The sequence below is a fragment of the Collinsella aerofaciens genome, assembly GCF_018785265.1.
In the GTDB taxonomy this organism is placed as follows: Bacteria; Actinomycetota; Coriobacteriia; order Coriobacteriales; family Coriobacteriaceae; genus Collinsella; species Collinsella aerofaciens_AI.
In genome coordinates this window covers 13,259-29,392 of record NZ_WQPK01000032.1, presented here as the reverse complement: position 1 = coordinate 29,392, position 16,134 = coordinate 13,259, and the positions used below count along the sequence as shown (strand labels likewise).

Here is a 16,134-nt window from a genome sequence, read left to right as displayed (position 1 = left end):
ATTGTCGCAGCCCCGACCCGCGGTCACGAGCGGGGGCTCCTGTCGTTTCCGTGCCCCTGGATTGGGTCATAGTGTCTGACTTATGCTCAACCAGCGACGTTTCCCTTGTTGGTGCAAAGGTGTCAGGTTAGTTTGCGCCAAAAAGGGGAAGTTGCGGTGGAATAGTTCCTGTTTGGCCGTCTTGAGGGGTTAAACGGGAACTATTTCACCGCAACTTATCGATGGCGTGTTTGGTTGGTGCCAGTTGATTGCTTGGGCGTTGGGGAGGGTCTGCTCCGTTATAATCGCCTAGAACATTAATTGGAAACGGGACGGGAGCCATACATGCGCCAGGGTTTCGACAACGCGAAATATATCGAGCTGCAGGCCGCTCATATTAAGGAGCGCATCTCGCAGTTTGGCGGCAAACTCTATTTGGAGTTTGGCGGCAAGCTGTTTGACGACTATCACGCGAGTCGCGTGCTGCCGGGTTTTGAACCGGACAGCAAGTTCCGCATGCTCAAGAGCATCGCCGACGATGTCGAGGTTATCATCGCGATCAACGCGAACCACATCGAGAAAAACAAGGCTCGTGGTGACCTCGGTATTACCTATGACGAGGATGTGCTGCGCCTGGTTGACCTGTTCCGCGGCAACGGCTTTGCCGTCGCGGCTGTGGTCATCACCCAGTACGCCGGCCAGCCTGCTGCCGATGTGTTCCGCAACCGCCTGAACGCGCTCGGTATTCCCGCCAAGTTGCACTATCCCATCGAGGGGTATCCGCACGATGTCGATCTGATCGTGTCCGACGATGGCTACGGCAAGAACGAGTTTGTCGAGACCACGCGTCCGCTCGTTGTCGTGACGGCACCCGGCCCCGGCTCGGGCAAGCTCGCCACTTGCCTCTCGCAGCTGTATCACGAGCATAAGCACGGTACCGCCGCCGGCTATGCCAAGTTCGAGACCTTCCCGGTCTGGAATCTTCCTCTGACGCATCCGGTCAATATTGCCTACGAGGCCGCCACGGCTGACCTCGACGACGCCAATATCATCGATTCGTTCCACCTTGAGGCCTATAACAAGACCACGGTCAACTACAACCGCGACGTCGAGGCCTTCCCGGTGGTCCGTGCTCTGATGGAAAAGATTCTGGGCAAGAGCCCCTACCAGAGTCCTACGGACATGGGCGTCAATATGGTCGGCTTTGCCATCACCGATGACGATGCCTGCCGCGACGCTTCCAAGATGGAGATCGTCCGCCGCTACTTTACCGCGGTCGAAAATGTGCGCCGTACCGGCGTGGGCGATGAGCAGGTCGACCGTCTCAAGATTATTATGAAGAAGGCCGGCATCGATAAGAACTACTCGCCGGCGCGCTCGGCAGCCCTCACCAGGGAGCAGCTGACGGGTGGTCCCGTGGGTGCCATGGTCATGCCCGATGGCTCCGTGGTGACCGGCAAGACTTCCACGCGCCTGGGCGCCGCGAGCTCGCTCATCATGAACGCACTTAAGCATGTCTCGGGCGTCGACCTTGAACTCGAGGTCATCAGCGACGAGGCGATCGAACCCATCAGCAAGCTCAAGACTCATTTCCTGGGCAGCAAAAACCCGCGCCTCCACACCGACGAAACGCTCATGGCGTTGTCGATCACCTCAGCTACGAGCGAGACGGCCGCTCGTGTCCTTTCGGGCCTGGAGCAGCTGCGCGGCTGCGACGCCTTCTTTAGCGTGATCATCTCGCCGACGGACGAGACGGTACTGCGCAAACTGGGTATCAACGTGTGCTGCGAGCCCAAGTTTGAGCGCCGCGGTTTCTTCCATCGCTAAGTTTGAAGCACCGCGGTAATTGCATTGCATTTTGGCCGTATCGGGTTAGCGCCCGGTACGGCTTTTTGATCAATAAAGCGCCTATTTCGGCGAAAAATAGCTGTTTACCTGCCTAGAAACAATTTGAGCGGTATACAATAACCGTAACTGTTTCATCCTTAGCGGGATGCCGCATGATGGATATTACCTGCCATCGTGAGGTGTGTCGGTCGCGCACGGCGCGTTAGATGCTCGTGCTCGGTTTGAGGAGGCTGCTATGGCGGGCAAGGGTCGTGCGAGTGTCAACGATATGAAGCGTGTCGAGGTGCTGGTGTTGATGGAGATTGACCAGCAAACCGAAGACAATGGCGGGCCGTATGGTTTCTCGCGCAAAACGCTTGCCGAGCGCGTGGGGGTTTCGCCGTATCGTGCCCGCGCCGCAATCGATCGCTTGGATTCCGAAGGCATGATTGATGTCGTCTCGCGTTATAGCGACGACGGCGGTCAGCTTGCAAATGGCATTTGCCTCACCGAACGTGGCGAGTGGTATCTTGAGGGCGTCCGTACCGGCATGCTCGTTCAAGAAATGCTTGAGGACGAGGTTGCTGATCGATAGCAGCATGTAACCCTTGCCATAGCGACGCCGCCTGGGAAACCGGGCGGCGTTTTGTTTCAAGATTGAGAAATGCAATCGCACGCGAGAAAAATTGCGAACGGTCCGCGGCGCGAGTATTACAATGAAGACCCGTAAGATGTGGATAAACAACTTCTACGGGAAGCGCAGGTAACTCAATATGACCAAGCATGTGTTCGTAACCGGTGGCGTGGTTTCGTCCCTGGGCAAGGGTATCACCGCGGCCTCGCTGGGCCGTCTGCTCAAGTCGCGTGGCTACAAAGTAACGATGCAAAAGGCCGATCCGTATCTGAACGTCGACCCCGGTACCATGAGCCCCTTCCAGCATGGTGAGGTCTTCGTTACCGAGGATGGTTACGAGTCCGACCTGGACCTGGGTCATTACGAGCGCTTTATTGATGAGAACCTGACCCGCGATTCCAACTTTACGACCGGCGCCATCTATAAGAGCTTGATCGCCCGCGAGCGTCGCGGCGACTTTTTGGGCGGTACCGTGCAGGTGATTCCTCACGTCACCAATGCCATTAAGGACAAGTTCCGCCGCATCGAGGAGCAGACCGGCTCCGATGTAGTCATCACCGAGCTGGGCGGCACGATCGGCGACATCGAGTCCCAACCGTTTGTCGAGGCCATCCGTCAGTACCGCAAGGAGGCCGGCCCCGAGAACGTCTGCTACATCCACGTGTCGCTTGTTCCCTATATCGCCGCCGCCCACGAGGTCAAGACCAAGCCGACGCAGCACTCCGTCAAGGAGCTCCGCAGCTTTGGTATCCAGCCCGATATTATCGTTCTGCGCTCCGACCACCATATCGATGATGCCATCCGCGGCAAGATTGCAAGCTTCTGCGACGTCGACACCGACTGTGTCTTTACCAACGAGGACTGCGCGAGCATCTACGATGTTCCGCAGCTGCTCGCCGAGCAGGACTTTGACCTGCGCATTTGCGAGCGTCTGGGTCTTGACCCGCGTGAGCGCGACATGAGTCAGTGGAACGAGTTCCTGCGCAAGCAGAACCATGCCAACCAGCACGCCGACAAGGTGAAGATCGCCGTCGTGGGCAAGTATACGCAGCTGCCCGATGCCTACCTGTCGGTTATCGAGGCCCTGCACCATGCGGGCGTCTTCTACGATCGCCACGTTGATGTACAGCTGGTCGATGGCGAGAGCCTCGACGAGCAGAACGTCTCCGAGGTCCTGGGTGACGCCTCGGGCATCCTGGTCCCTGGCGGCTTTGGCAAGCGCGCCCTGGAGGGCAAGATCCTCGCGGCCGAGTTTGCCCGTGAGCACAAGATTCCGTATCTGGGCATTTGCCTGGGTATGCAGGTGGCCGTGTGCGAATTTGCCCGCAACGTGGTCGGCCTTGCCGGTGCCAGCTCTTCCGAGTTCGATCCGGATGGCCCGTATAGTGTCATCGACCTGATGAGCTCGCAGGAGGACGTGACCGAGAAGGGCGGCACCATGCGCCTGGGCGCCTATCCGTGCAAGCTTGCCGCCGATACCCTCGCGCGCGAGGCATATGGCGAGGAGCTCGTCTACGAGCGTCACCGTCACCGCTTTGAGTTCAACAACGCCTTCCGTGACCAGCTCGAGGGCGCTGGTCTGGTTATCTCTGGTCTTTCGCCCGACGAGCGCCTGGTCGAGATGGTCGAGCTGCCGCGCGACGTGCATCCGTGGTATGTGGCAACCCAGGCTCATCCCGAGTTCAAGAGCCGCCCGACCAACCCGCAGCCGCTGTTCCGCGAGTTCGTGCGCGCCTCGATCGGCCAGCATGAGGGCGTCGATCGCTTGCAGGTGACGCCCAAGAACCTCGCTACGGACTAAGGGTGCCGGCGAATAAGGAACATACCGAAGCTACTCCCTCGTCGCTCGCCGTGGCGGCGGGGGAGTATCTCGATTACCTCGCGGTCGAGCGGGGTTTGGCGCGCAACACGATTGCGGCCTATCGTCGTGACCTGACGACGTACTGCGCCTATCTGGAGCGGGCTGGTATTGTGTCTTTTGAAGAGGTGACCCGTCAGGTCGTGGAGGGCTTTGTCGCCGACCGTCGCGATGGGGGCTATTCGGATGCCTCGGTGGAGCGTGCGCTTGCGGCCGTGAAGGGCCTACATGCCTTTTTGGTGCGCGATGGGGCTGTGGCCCAAAATCCAACGGCGGCGTTGCGCCTGCCTAAAAAGGCTGAGCGTTTGCCGGAGTATCTATCGGTGGAGGATGTCTCGGCGCTGCTCGATCAAGACTTCCCCGAGGGCGAGATGGGCTTGCGCGACCATGCCATCTTGGAAGTGCTCTACGGATGCGGTTTGCGTGTGAGCGAGTTGGTGGGGCTCGATGTGGGCGATATCCATATCGACGATGGCTTTGTGCTCGTTCGTGGTAAGGGCTCGAAGGAACGCCTGTCCCCGCTGGTAGGAAGCGCGGCGCGAACTCTGACGCTTTATGTAACTGAGGGGCGTTCTCGCTTGGCGGCCCATGCCCGCGGAACCGAGACCTCGGCGGTCTTTTTAAATAAGAACGGCCGCCGTCTGTCGCGCCAGGGCATCCATGCCATCTGTGAGCGCTACGGGCGCCAGGTGGGACTGGTGGGGCTCCATCCCCATACGCTGCGTCACTCCTTTGCCACCCATATGCTTGCGGGCGGCGCAGACCTCCGTGTGCTACAGGAGATCTTGGGACATGCCGATATATCGACCACGCAGGTCTACACGCATGTCGATCGTACGCAACTGACCGAGGTCTATTTGGCGGCACACCCGCTGGCACATCGTTAACACATCGCTGACCTGCATATTTATAGGTATTTGGGGACGGGCCCCAGATTGCCGAGACGCACTTTTGCGCGCATGGGCAATCTGGGGCCCGTCCCATTTTTCGCCAGACACCGACGCGGTGGTGGGCCGTGTGTACCGTGGGTGGGGGAGTTTGGGGGCGATGTGAACGGCGTGTAAAGGGACGTAAAAATCGCCTCAAGGTCAACTTGAAGGTTGAGGTTCGCGGGCGTGGTTCTACAGGTGGCATCCCGCCTTTGCTGCAAACACAACATATTGTGTTTTCGAACATATGCTCGGGGGTGTTTTACAACATATTGGGGGTGGAATAGTGGGGCGGGGTGGGGGAAGGGGTGGGGAAAAGTGTTGAAAAATGGGGCGGTTCCCCATATTATTAATGACGTCGACAGGCGGGGTGGTTCCCCGCGTACGTGCCATCTGAGTAACCGAGGGGAGGGCGCACATGGGAATGACTGGTGCATACGAGCGCAATCTCGATGCAAAAGGTCGTCTATCCCTGCCTGCACCCCTTCGCGAGGAGCTTGGAGAGCACGTTCGCGTGTTCAAAGCCCTGGATGTCGATGCTCTGTACGTGTTCTCTGCCGAGGCCTTCGATAAGTGGGTCGAAGGACTCTTCGCGGGTCGTGAGGGCCACGAGGGTTTTAACCCGCGTGACATTAATGACCAGAAGCTCATGAGGGCGATCAACAAGCGCACCACGTCGATGGACGTGGACAGCGCCGGTCGTATCGGTCTTTCCGAGTCTCTCCGCAAACAGGCGAACCTCGACCGCGAGGTCACGGTTGTGGGCAACTACGACCACCTTGAGGTTTGGGATCGCGCCGCGGCCGATGAGGACGATGACGATGAGGCCCTGCTGGACCTCTTCTTCTCGTAAGGGCAAGGCACGGGTAACGGATGGAGCGTGGGATCTTGACACAAGAATATCGGCATGAACCTGTCATGCTCGGCGAAGTGCTTGAGTCGCTGCGGCTAAAGAGCGGCTCCGTTGTCTGCGATTGCACCCTTGGCGGTGCCGGCCATTCGGTAAAGATGGCCGCGCAGGTGGGGGAGACGGGCCTTTTGCTCGGCGTCGATCAGGACGACATGGCCCTCGAGGCCGCTGGCACCCGTCTGGACCGCGAGGTTCCCGGCGTTCCGCACCAGCTGCTGAAGGGCAACTTCGGCGACTTGGACGAGCTGCTTTGCTCGGCCGAGGTGCCCGGGGTCGATGGCTTCCTGTTCGATTTGGGCGTTTCGTCACCGCAACTCGATATCCCTGGCAGGGGCTTTTCGTATAACGAGGACGCCCCATTGGACATGCGGATGGATCCGGGTAATAACACCTTAAACGCAGCTGAGGTCATCAACACCTATAACGAACACGACCTCGCCCGGATTCTACGCGTCTACGGCGAAGAGAAGTTCGCCTCGCAGATCGCGCGCGAGATTGTGCGCCGCCGCGAGCAAGAACCGATCGAAACCACCGGCCAATTTGTCGAGATCATCAAGGCGGGTATCCCGGCTGCCGCTCGTCGGCATGGCGGACACCCGGCCAAGAAAAGTTTCCAGGCCATTCGCATCGAGGTCAATCACGAGCTCGATGTGCTCGAACGAGGGCTTGATGCTGCCACCAGGTGGCTCAACCCGGGCGGACGTATCTGCGTCATCTCGTATCACTCGCTCGAGGACCGTATCGTAAAGAACCACTTTAAGGAGATGAGCCAGGGGTGCACGTGTCCGCCGGAGATTCCGGTGTGCGTGTGCGGCAACGTGCCGATACTCAAGGTCATCACCCGCAAACCCTTGGTTGCCCAGCCTGATGAGGTTGAGCGCAACCCTCGGGCGAGATCAGCCAAAATCCGCGTGGCGCAGCGTCTGTAGGCGCGACCGCGCGATATTGGACCTCCCGCTCGCACCATAAACGAAGCTTAAACACACTACCAACGTACTCGGGATGGGAGGCGGCATATCATGGGCTACAACACTTCAAGCGCAGCACTTGCCTATGATATGAACGCCATGCCCGCCTATCGTGAGACGCCGCAGGCCCCCGTTGCTCCCCGTGAGCAGCGCACGCCGCGCTTTGATGTCTACACGGGCGCGGGCCGTCAGGCAAACCAGGCGGTAAGCCCGGTTTTCATGAGCGTTCTTAAAACGTTTTGCATCATTGCGGCTATCTTCATGACGATCGGCGTCGCCCGCGTGGCACTCGCCGGCGTTACGGCCCAGGTGCTCAACAGCAACGCCGAGCTTACCAACACGCTCGAAAAGGCGACCGATGAGAGCTCCGACCTGGAGGTCATGCATTCGGTCTATGGCGCCGACACGCGCATTCGCGACCTTGCGGGCGCTTATGGCATGGTGGAGCCCAGCGAGAGCGTTACACTTGACTTTTCGCAGGATGCAGCCGCGGGCGCCAACGCGACCGCGACCGCTCAGTAGCAAGACGGTAGCTGAGTATGACAAATGACTATCGCCGCGGTTCCGATGGGGGCCGCGGTTCTGGACGTCCCTCGTCGCGGGGACGTTCTGGTTATCAAGGAACGGGTCGGCAATCTTACAACGCCGGGCAGTCCCGTGGCAACGACCCGGCGTCGCGACTTCGCGGCTCGGACGGCCCTCAAATGCATAACACCAGGTCGCGCAAGAGTTCGTCGACCGAATGGCTCACAGGCACGCCTCTGCCTCGCCGCAAAGCCGTCATGGGCTTCATCGGGCTTGGTTTGGGCTTGGGCGTCTTTCGCCTTGCCGACTATCAAATTGTCGAAGCCGATAAACTGCGCGAGCGTGCCGATGCGCGCCGCCTGCTTGCGCAGACCCTCTATGCCAAACGCGGCACCATCTACGACCGCAACGGCAACGTGTTGGCGTCGTCGGTCGAATGTCGCAACATCGCCGTGAACCCGCAGCTTGTCGAGGATGTTGACAAGACGGTGTCGGCGCTGGTCAAGGCAACTGGAATCGATAAAAAGACCTGCCGCAAGCTCGTTGAGTCCGATGGAACCTGGGTGTATATCAAGCGTCAGGTGGACGAAGACGATGTTGCGGCGCTGGAGAAGAAGAACCTGCCCGGCGTGCTTTTTGAGCAGGCCATGAAGCGCGTATATCCATACGGCAATCTGGCATCGCAGGTGCTGGGTGTAGTGAATGTAGACAACGACGGCTTGACGGGTCTCGAAAAGCAATACAACAAGCTTCTGACCGGCACGAACGGTTCTCTCGTACGCGAGCGCGCGAGGGACGGCAGCTATATCGCGGGCGGTGCCTATAAAAAGGTGGCTGCGGTCGACGGCGTTGACATCGTGACGACGCTCGACGTCAATATCCAGCGAGCGGCCGAGGATGCCCTGGCAGAGGCAGTTGAGAAGACTAAGGCCAAGAACGGCTCGGCGCTGGTCACCGATCCTACGACAGGCGAGATCTTGGCAGCCTGCTCGTACCCGACCTACGACCAGACCGATCTGGAAAACGCCAAGACCGAGGATATGAACTTGCGCCTGGTCACCGACGCCTACGAGCCCGGCTCGGTCTTTAAGACGCTCGTGGCGGGCGCCGGCTTCGACTTGGGTGTCGTGCGATCGAGTACGTCGTTTGAGGTGCCGGCGAGCATCAAGGTGGGCGACGATACCGTCACCGATGCCGACAAGCGCGACTACGCCATGACCATGGATGTGCGCGAGATGATGCGCCGTTCGTCCAACGTGGGCTTTGTCCTGGTGGGGCGCAAGATCGGTGCCGACGACTTTGCCACCTATGTGGACAAGTGGGGCATCGGTCACAGCTCTGGTGTAGATTTTCCGGGCGAGAGCCTGGGTATCGTCAAGGAGCGTGACCAGTATGACGGCGCCACGCTGGGCTCGATGAGCTTTGGACAGGCACTGTCTGTCTCGCCGATTGAGATCGCACGTGCCGTGGGCGGCATCGCCAACGGCGGCGTGATGATGACACCGCACTTCTATAAGTCCAGCAAAGGCGACGAGAAGGACTGGGGCGAAGGCGAGCGCGCGATTTCGGAGGACGCCGCATCCCAGGTGACATCGTGCATGCAGACGGTCGTGTCCGAGGGAACGGGCGTTGGCGGCGCGGTTGACGGCTATGACGTGGCGGGTAAGACCGGTACGGCCGAACGTGCCGACGAGAACGGCGGCTACCTCAAGGAGAACTACATGTCGTCCTTTATGGGCTTTGCACCGGCACAATCGCCCAAAGTGCTGTGCTATATCACGCTCGACGGAACGCCGAGCGGTTCAGATGCCGCTGCGGTGCCGTTCCAGTCCATTATGGCCAACGCGCTCGACGTGCTGGGTATCCCGCACACGAAGTAGGGGGTTACAATCTTTGGGGCGTTGTTTGTTGTCCCATATGAGGGTGTTCACATGCCCTGCACCACGCATGTGCGGCGCTGGGATACAATACGCCGATAGCATTATTAGGTTTACAGGGGAGCTGCAATGATAGAGATCGCCGTCAACAACCTCGCGGCCGCAACAGGGGCCCGAACCGTGACGGGAGAAGCCGATCGGGTATGCCGCGGGTGCGTTATCGACTCGCGCCAGGTCGAGGAAGGGACGATTTTCGTCGCCTTTCCCGGTGAAAACGTCGACGGCAATGATTTTGCTTCCCGTGCCGTCCAGTCGGGTGCCGGCGCCGTCGTGATGACGCGTGAGCCCGAGGCCGAGCTGGTCTCGCTGGCGCAGGACAAGGGGTGCGCCATCCTGCTGACCGATGATCCCGAGGAGTTTCTGCTGCGTTTGGCGCACGCGTATCGCCTGGAGCTTGGCTGCCTGGTCGTTGGTATTACCGGTTCCATCGGCAAGACGACGACCAAGGACGTGCTCGCCGCCGTGCTCGCCAAGCGCTATCGTGTCTGGGCCACCAAGGGCAATTTCAATAACCTGATCGGCATGCCGCTCACGGTGCTTTCCGCTCCGGCCGATACCGAGGTCCTGGTGCTCGAGATGGGCATGAACCATTTCCACGAGATTGAGCGCCTGTCCCAGTCCGCCAATCCCAACCTTGCCATCGTGAGCAAGATCGGCACCTCTCATATCGGCATTTTGGGTAGCCGCGAGAACATCGCCCGCGCTAAGGCCGAGATTGTCCAGGGTATGTGCGCCGCCGGCGACTTCTTGCCGCTGCTGGTTTTGGGCGGTGAGGACGACTTTACGCCGTTCATTCGCGATACGTTCGCCCAGCCTGCTGGTATCGATGTGATGCTGGCCGGCGTCTCGGACGATGATGAGGTCCGCGCCCACGACGTTCGAGTTGATGACGAGGGCCGTCCGGTCTTTACGCTCGATTTTGGTCAGGGCGAGACGATCGATACCATGCTTGCCATCCCCGGCGTGCAGTCCGTTCCTAATGCCGTTAAGGCCGCCGCGGTTGCCTATCGCCTGGGCGTGACGCCCGAGCAGATCGATACTGCCTTTAGGGGCCTCACGATCACCGGTCACCGCCAGGAGATTAAGCGCGCCAAGAGCGGTGCCCGCGTCATCGACGATTCCTATAACGCCAGCGCCGAATCCATGGCTGCTGGCCTCGATCTGCTGTGCTCGCTTTCGTGCACGGGGTCTCGCATGGCGATCCTGGGCGAGATGGGCGAGATGGGCGATGAGGCTCCTCGCATGCATGAGCTCGTGGGCGCCTATGCCGCCGCCAAGAAGCTCGACATGTTGGCGTGCGTGGGTGGTGAGCTGGCCCAGCTTATGGCCGATGCCGCGCGCATGATGGGTATGGACGAGGACCGCATCCAGGTGTTCTCCGATTATCAGCAGGTGCTCGACCGCATGGGCGGCGCGCTTGAAAAACATGATGTTGTACTGGTCAAGGGTTCCCGCTTTGTTGAGCTCGACCGCTTTGTGGAAGGTGTGTGCTAGCCCATGTTCGGCAATCCCTCGTATCCAACGTATCAGGCTTTTTTGGGGCTTGGCATCGCCGCTGCCATTGCGCTGCTGCTCATGCCGTGGTGGATCAAGCTACTTAAGGTCGAGGGTATCGGCCAGCAGGTTCGTGCCGACGGCCCCAAGCGTCATTTGGTTAAGCAGGGAACGCCCACCATGGGTGGCGTTGTCATTCTCGTCGCGATTTCGCTGACCTGCCTGCTGATGGGCAAGCTCACCACCGAGCTTGTGCTCGTGCTGCTCGCCACGCTGGCGACCGGCGTGCTGGGCCTGATCGACGACCTGACCTCCGTTACGCATGGGCGCTCGCTCGGTCTGACGCCTCATGCCAAGATGATCGGCCTAACCATTATCTGTGTCACCTTTACGGTACTTGCCGTTAACTGGTGCGGCGTCGCCCCCGAGATTCGTTTTCCCGGCGGCCTGACGATTGACCTTGGCGTGCTTTCGACCACCATCTGCGGCCTTTCGTTCCCGTGGCTCTACATTGTCTTTTGCTGGCTGATGATCGCCGGTCTTTCTAATGCCGTGAACCTGACCGATGGCCTTGACGGTCTTGCTGGCGGCACCTCCATGATTGCCATGCTCGCCATGGCTGCCATGGCGTTTTTGCACGGAGACGTGAACCTGTCCATCTTCTGCACCGCGTGTGCCGGTGCCTGCTTGGGCTTTCTGTGGTTCAACTGCTATCCGGCGAGCATCTTTATGGGCGATACCGGCTCGCTTGCCCTAGGCGCCGCGTTTGCCTGCACGTCCATCATGACCAACACCGAGGTCGTCTCCCTCATCATCGGCGGCCTGTTTATCGTTGAGACCCTGTCGGTCATGATTCAGGTTGTCTACTTCCACTTTACGCACAAGCGCGTCTTCCTTATGGCGCCCATCCATCATCATTTCGAAAAGAAGGGCTGGGCCGAGACCAAGGTCGTCATCCGTTTTTGGATTATCGCTGCTGCCTTTGGTGCCGTTGGCCTTGCTCTGTTCTTCCAGTTGGGATAGTGGTCTTTCATGTCTCTTGCTGATGTCTTTAGCCTGCTCGTTTTGGGTCAGGGCAAATCCGGTCTCGATGTCGCCCGCTGGGCGCTGGCACATCCCGAGCGCGTAAGTGCCGTTACCGTGTATGGCGGTGGCACCTCTGAGCCCAATGACGCCACGCGTGCGCTCGAGGCTGCTGGTGCGTCGTTTGTCTATGGGACCGAACAGGTCGAGGGCGCCTATGACGTATGCGTGACGTGCCCGGGCATCTCGGAGTTCTCGGGCTTCTTTAAGGCTGGGCGCGAGCATGCCGCCCAGATTATGGGTGAGCCCGAGTTTGCCTATCGCCTGTCGCCCGATAACTGGATTGCCATCACGGGCACCAACGGCAAGACGACCACCACGTCGCTGACTGATTATCTGCTTAAGGCTGCCGGCGAGGCCAGCGTTGCTGTCGGCAACATCGGCGAGCCGCCGGTCAACGAGATTGACGGCCGAGCCCACAACGAGTGGTTTGTGGCTGAGCTCTCGAGCTATCAGATTGCTACGACAACCGAGCTCCACCCCCGCGTGGCGGTGCTGCTCAACATCACTCCCGACCACTTGGGCTGGCATAAGAGCCATAAGAACTATGCGCTTGCCAAGATCAAACTGTTTGACAATATGGTCGATGACGATCTGGCGGTTGTCGACGTCGAAGACGCCGGCATTCACGAGTTCGATGAGTACATCTACACGCCGGGTCGTCGCATCTGCAAGGTTGCCTTTGACGAGCCTGAGGGCGAGGATGCCGCCTTTGTGCGCGACGGCAAGATGGTCGTGCGCCTGAAGGGCGTCGAGACCCCGCTCATCGCTACATCCGAGCTCAAGATCTCGGGCCATCACAATGTTATCAATGCCCTGTGCGCCGCCACGGCTGCCTTGGCGGTCGGTGCCGATGTCGATGGTGTCTGCCGCGGTCTTGCCTCGTTCCAGCCGCTCGAGCACCGCGTGGAGCCGTGTGGCGAGATTGACGGCGTGCGCTACGTCAACGATTCCAAGGCGACCAACACCGATGCGGTCGAGAAGGCACTGACGGCATTTCCCGATGACGACGTGATCTTGCTGCTCGGCGGCCACGATAAGGGCACGCCGCTCACGGACTTCGCGCGCGTCGTTATGGACAACGTGCGCTCGGTCGTCTGCTTTGGCGATGCGCGCGAGCGCTTCACCGCCGCTATGGACGAGGCCGATGTCGATGGCGATGTGGATATCGCCCAGGCGGATGACCTACGCGACGCCGTGGACGTCGCCCGTTCGCTGTCGAGCCGTGGTGACGTGATCTTACTTTCTCCTGCCTGCTCTTCGTTCGATGAGTTCTCGGGCTATGAGGAGCGCGGCCGCGTGTTTAAGGACTACGTGGCCCAGCTTGCCGCTGCAGCGAAATCACAAATGGAATAGGGGTTGCGGTGAGAGAGGAGAGCCCCCGACAAGGTATGAGGAGGCCCGACTCGGACCGTGCTTCCTCGCGGCGCAGCACACCGCGTTCCGGTCGCGGCGGGCAGACGTTTAGCGAACGCTATATTGCCGGCGTTCCCGCCCGTATCATGCGCCCCCGTTTGATATTCATGGCCTGCCTGTTTACCTTGGTGTGCTTTGGCCTGCTGATGGTGTACTCGGCGTCTTCGGTCGAGGCGCTGCACGAGAATGGCTCGGCGACGTTTTTTCTGTTTCGACAAGCCGCGTTTGCCGGAGTTGGCGTGCTGGCTATGGTTGCCATCGTGCGCATCTTGCCGGACAGTTGGTTTGGGGAAGACGTGCTCAGGATCTTCCTTATCGGCATGATAGGGCTACTGCTTCTGGTGTTCTTGGTGGGCAGCGGCAGCCGTGGCGCCACGCGCTGGCTCAACATCGCCGGTATTCAGTTCCAGCCTTCCGAGTTTTTAAAGCCATTTGCCATTGCGTATTCGGCCATCATGCTTGATCGCTTCTTTTCGCCCGGTGGCAACATCAACGAATTCCTTCGCAAGATGGGCATCTACCTGGGCATTTCGCTCTTTCTGATCTTTATCCAGCCCGATTTCGGTACTGTCCTGATCATCCTGTTGACCCTCATGTGCATGGCGTTGTTTGCGGGTCTCGACCCCAGATTTATCATCGGCGTGCTAATCTTCGGCATTCTCGTGATCGTGATTGCGCTTGTCGCAGAGCCATACCGTATGGTGCGTATTCAGGTTGCCTTGAACCCTTGGGCCGACGAGTATGGTGACGGCTATCAGGCCACGCTTGCCATCATGGCCTTTGCCTCGGGCGGTCTGTTCGGCCGTGGCATCGGCAACTCAACCATGAAGTACTCGTATCTGCCCGAGGCACACAACGACTACATCTTGGCCATCATTGGCGAGGAAGTCGGTTTTGTCGGAACCGTGCTGTTCTTCTTGGTGTTTGCGATGCTGATCTACTCGGCGTTTCGCATTGCCGAGCAGGCGACCGATCGTCGGGGCGCGCTCATGGCGTCTGGCTCCGCGGTCATTCTCGCAGTGCAGTTTTTGATTAACGCGCTGGGCATCCTCAACGTGTTTCCCATGACGGGCAAACCGTTGCCGTTTATTAGCTACGGCGGTTCGTCGATTATTGTGTCGCTCATGCTTGCCGGGTTGATCCTGCGCGTTTCGTACGAGAGCGCCCGCCGCGATGAGTATGACCGCCGCCGTGAGAGCTTTGCCGTTATGGATGAGAGTACCGCCGGCGTGCCCCACGTGCGCGGCGAGCGATCTTCGCGTAACGGTTTTACCGTCCTGGATGGCTCTGCGACCGACCCCGCAGCCCGCCCGCATCAGCGAACGGCGCCGCAAGGTCGTCCTCAGCGCCCCACTCCTCGCAATGCGGGCGGCGGATATAATCGAATCGATTTGAACTCAGACCCGTCGGCGCGTCTGCGTACCGACGGCCAGGGACCGCGTGTACGAAGGGACTACCATGACCGATAAAATGACCGTTGCTATTGCAGCCGGCGGCACGGCAGGGCACATCAACCCCGCGCTCGCCTTGGCCGAAGAGCTCCGTGACCGTGGCCACCACGTTGTGTTCGTGGGCCAGTCGCGCAAGCTCGAGGGTCGTCTGGTCCCCGAGGCTGGGTTTGATTTTGTGCCCATTACGGTCACGGGCTTCGACCGCTCCCGTCCTTGGACGGCGCTGACCTCGCTGTGGCGTGTCAACAAGGCCAAGCGTGCGCTCGCTGGTCATTTCTCAAAGGTCGGCAAGCCCGACGCTGCCGTCGGTTTTGGTGCCTATGTCGAGGTTCCGCTGCTGGGGTGGTGCAAGGGCGCGGGCGTTCCGTATCTGCTGCATGAGCAGAACTCTGTTCCGGGCCTGGCCAACAAGATGATGAACTCCCACGCCGCCCGCGTGTGCATCTCGGTGCCGGCAGCGCGTTCGGTCTTTGAGCGCGAAGGTGACCCTGGCCACGTGCTCATGACCGGCAACCCCGTACGTCGCTCGGTGATCGAGGGCGATCGCGCTCGCGGCCGCAAAGCACTTGGCGTTCCCGAGGACGCTACGCTGCTGCTCGTCTTTGGCGGTTCACTTGGCGCCCAGCACCTCAACGAGCGCGTGGTCTCGCTCAAAAACGAGCTGCTTTCGCGCAAGAACCTCTATGTGTTGCATTCGACGGGTGCCGACGGCTTTGAGGAGACCGAGCGCGCTTTGGCGCTGACGCCCGAGGAGGCGAAGCGTTACCGCGTCCAGCCTTACATCGACAACATGGGCGATATGCTGGCTGCTGCCGATTTGGTGCTCTCGCGTTCGGGCGCATCGAGCGTGGCCGAGATCGCTGCGCTCGCTGTGCCCTCAGTGCTCGTGCCGTATCCGCATGCGACGGCCGACCACCAAACCACCAATGCCCGGTATCTGGTCGACGCCGGGGCCGGCGTGCTCTGCGCCGATGCCGATATCGACGGTTCTGCCTTTGCCGATGAGCTGCTGCATCTGGTCGATGACGCGGCGGCGCGCGACGCCATGCGTCAGGCGGCGCGTGGTCTGGCTCAGGATAGGGCCGCCGCTCTTCTGGCGGATGCGGTAGAGGGTTTGCGTTAG

The 16,134-nt window shown here is 60.0% G+C and carries 13 protein-coding genes; all 13 read left to right on the top strand.

Translation table 11 applies throughout. The features are described from left to right. Positions 1–324: 324 nt before the first annotated feature. The 13 genes from GPK42_RS05850 (at position 325) to murG (ending at position 16,134) form a co-directional block, all read left to right on the top strand. Positions 325–1,806: a DUF1846 domain-containing protein gene (locus GPK42_RS05850; protein WP_006234276.1), complete on the top strand. Its 1,482-nt coding sequence runs from the start codon at positions 325–327 to the stop codon at positions 1,804–1,806. Positions 1,807–2,062: 256 nt separating this feature from the next. Then, positions 2,063–2,401 (top strand): helix-turn-helix domain-containing protein, encoded by a 339-nt coding sequence (locus GPK42_RS05845; RefSeq protein ID WP_040358312.1) that lies wholly within the window; start codon positions 2,063–2,065, stop codon positions 2,399–2,401. 178 nt (positions 2,402–2,579) lie between these two features. Next, a complete protein-coding gene (locus GPK42_RS05840; RefSeq protein ID WP_035137945.1) occupies positions 2,580–4,241 on the top strand; it encodes a CTP synthase in 1,662 nt (553 codons plus the stop codon). A 2-nt stretch (positions 4,242–4,243) separates the two neighbouring features. Beyond that, a complete protein-coding gene (gene xerD, locus GPK42_RS05835) occupies positions 4,244–5,185 on the top strand; it encodes a site-specific tyrosine recombinase XerD (protein ID WP_215694156.1) in 942 nt (313 codons plus the stop codon). A gap of 460 nt (positions 5,186–5,645) precedes the next feature. Beyond that, entirely contained in the window at positions 5,646–6,080 is a 435-nt protein-coding gene (locus tag GPK42_RS05830; protein WP_006234269.1) for a division/cell wall cluster transcriptional repressor MraZ, read from the top strand. Positions 6,081–6,100: 20 nt separating this feature from the next. Further along, positions 6,101–7,066, top strand: a complete 966-nt coding sequence (gene rsmH / locus GPK42_RS05825) for a 16S rRNA (cytosine(1402)-N(4))-methyltransferase RsmH (RefSeq protein WP_215694154.1) — start codon at positions 6,101–6,103, stop codon at positions 7,064–7,066. Positions 7,067–7,156: 90 nt separating this feature from the next. Then, positions 7,157–7,627: a hypothetical protein gene (locus GPK42_RS05820; RefSeq protein ID WP_022094483.1), complete on the top strand. Its 471-nt coding sequence runs from the start codon at positions 7,157–7,159 to the stop codon at positions 7,625–7,627. Positions 7,628–7,809: 182 nt separating this feature from the next. Then, a complete protein-coding gene (locus GPK42_RS05815) occupies positions 7,810–9,510 on the top strand; it encodes a peptidoglycan D,D-transpeptidase FtsI family protein (protein ID WP_338404335.1) in 1,701 nt (566 codons plus the stop codon). A 126-nt stretch (positions 9,511–9,636) separates the two neighbouring features. Further along, the gene (locus tag GPK42_RS05810) at positions 9,637–11,061 is read left to right on the top strand and encodes a UDP-N-acetylmuramoyl-tripeptide--D-alanyl-D-alanine ligase (RefSeq protein ID WP_215694152.1); all 1,425 of its coding nucleotides are present in this window, start codon (positions 9,637–9,639) and stop codon (positions 11,059–11,061) included. Between the two features lie 3 nt (positions 11,062–11,064). Beyond that, entirely contained in the window at positions 11,065–12,084 is a 1,020-nt protein-coding gene (gene mraY, locus GPK42_RS05805) for a phospho-N-acetylmuramoyl-pentapeptide-transferase (protein ID WP_006234262.1), read from the top strand. Between the two features lie 9 nt (positions 12,085–12,093). After that, the gene (murD, locus tag GPK42_RS05800) at positions 12,094–13,500 is read left to right on the top strand and encodes a UDP-N-acetylmuramoyl-L-alanine--D-glutamate ligase (RefSeq protein ID WP_195232069.1); all 1,407 of its coding nucleotides are present in this window, start codon (positions 12,094–12,096) and stop codon (positions 13,498–13,500) included. Between the two features lie 35 nt (positions 13,501–13,535). Next, a complete protein-coding gene (gene ftsW, locus GPK42_RS05795; RefSeq protein WP_215694150.1) occupies positions 13,536–15,029 on the top strand; it encodes a putative lipid II flippase FtsW in 1,494 nt (497 codons plus the stop codon). Further along, positions 15,019–16,134 carry an undecaprenyldiphospho-muramoylpentapeptide beta-N-acetylglucosaminyltransferase gene (gene murG, locus GPK42_RS05790; protein ID WP_215694148.1) on the top strand — a complete coding sequence of 372 codons (1,116 nt, stop codon included), beginning with the start codon at positions 15,019–15,021 and terminating at the stop codon, positions 16,132–16,134. Before ftsW ends, murG begins: the two co-directional genes overlap by 11 nt.

What these genes read in the sequence shown, in the direction of transcription:
- GPK42_RS05815 (WP_338404335.1), top strand. Translation starts at nt 7,810, where the DNA reads ATGCATAACACCAGGTCGCGCAAGAGTTCGTCGACCGAATGGCTCACA.
- GPK42_RS05830 (WP_006234269.1), top strand. Translation starts at nt 5,646, where the DNA reads ATGGGAATGACTGGTGCATACGAGCGCAATCTCGATGCAAAAGGTCGT.
- murG (WP_215694148.1), top strand. Translation starts at nt 15,019, where the DNA reads ATGACCGATAAAATGACCGTTGCTATTGCAGCCGGCGGCACGGCAGGG.
- rsmH (WP_215694154.1), top strand. Translation starts at nt 6,101, where the DNA reads ATGGAGCGTGGGATCTTGACACAAGAATATCGGCATGAACCTGTCATG.
- mraY (WP_006234262.1), top strand. Translation starts at nt 11,065, where the DNA reads ATGTTCGGCAATCCCTCGTATCCAACGTATCAGGCTTTTTTGGGGCTT.
- GPK42_RS05810 (WP_215694152.1), top strand. Translation starts at nt 9,637, where the DNA reads ATGATAGAGATCGCCGTCAACAACCTCGCGGCCGCAACAGGGGCCCGA.
- GPK42_RS05850 (WP_006234276.1), top strand. Translation starts at nt 325, where the DNA reads ATGCGCCAGGGTTTCGACAACGCGAAATATATCGAGCTGCAGGCCGCT.
- GPK42_RS05845 (WP_040358312.1), top strand. Translation starts at nt 2,063, where the DNA reads ATGGCGGGCAAGGGTCGTGCGAGTGTCAACGATATGAAGCGTGTCGAG.
- GPK42_RS05840 (WP_035137945.1), top strand. Translation starts at nt 2,580, where the DNA reads ATGACCAAGCATGTGTTCGTAACCGGTGGCGTGGTTTCGTCCCTGGGC.
- murD (WP_195232069.1), top strand. Translation starts at nt 12,094, where the DNA reads ATGTCTCTTGCTGATGTCTTTAGCCTGCTCGTTTTGGGTCAGGGCAAA.
- GPK42_RS05820 (WP_022094483.1), top strand. Translation starts at nt 7,157, where the DNA reads ATGGGCTACAACACTTCAAGCGCAGCACTTGCCTATGATATGAACGCC.
- ftsW (WP_215694150.1), top strand. Translation starts at nt 13,536, where the DNA reads ATGAGGAGGCCCGACTCGGACCGTGCTTCCTCGCGGCGCAGCACACCG.